Annotated in this window: 1 protein-coding gene; it reads right to left on the reverse strand. The window is 43.9% G+C overall.

Translation table 11 applies throughout. From position 1 onward, the window contains the following. The coding region (locus HLA93_RS20435; RefSeq protein ID WP_222196274.1) for a DDE-type integrase/transposase/recombinase at positions 1 to 690 on the reverse strand (690 nt) is incomplete at both ends.

A 690-nucleotide genomic window follows, 5' to 3' on the forward strand; every position in this document is an offset into this window, starting at 1 on the left:
GAGGTTTTTATTTGCCGCTTCAACAGCCCCATTCGTTTGTGGCCTATAAGGAGATGAGCGATGATGCTTGATGTCATATTTTTGCAGAAGTGCCTCGGTCTCTTTTCGGAAATGCTGCCCATTGTCAGAGATGAACTCGTGAGGTACTCCATACCGGCAGATGATGTTATTTTGTATGAACCTTGCTACTTGTTTAGCATTCAATGTCTTGTATGAGGCAGCTTCTACCCACTTGGTGAAATAATCTATAGCTACTAGGATATACTCATGCCCATTCGATGCTGCAGGGGTTACCTTGCCAATAATGTCGATGCCCCATGTTGCGAATGGCCATGGTGAGGACATGGTAGTGAGTGGCATCGAGGGTTGATGTTTTCCACTGGCGAATATTTGGCACTTGTGACATTTCTTGACATGTAGGTGGCAATCTCTTTCCATGGTTGACCAGTAGTACCCTAGTCTCATGATTTTCTTAGCGAGCATATACCCGTTCATATGTGGAGCCCCAGTCCCTTCATGTACTTCTAGCACTATCTTTTCGGCTTCTTGTTCATTGACACACAACAAATGCATCCCATCATACGATCTTCTATACGACTTTCCTCCACAGAGAATGTACTGACCAGCTAATCTTCTTATGGTTTTTCTATCTATGGATGATGCTTCTTTCGGATACTCCCCTTTCTCTAT

The sequence above is a fragment of the Modestobacter italicus genome, from assembly GCF_019799965.1.
Lineage (GTDB): Bacteria > Actinomycetota > Actinomycetes > Mycobacteriales > Geodermatophilaceae > Modestobacter > Modestobacter italicus_A.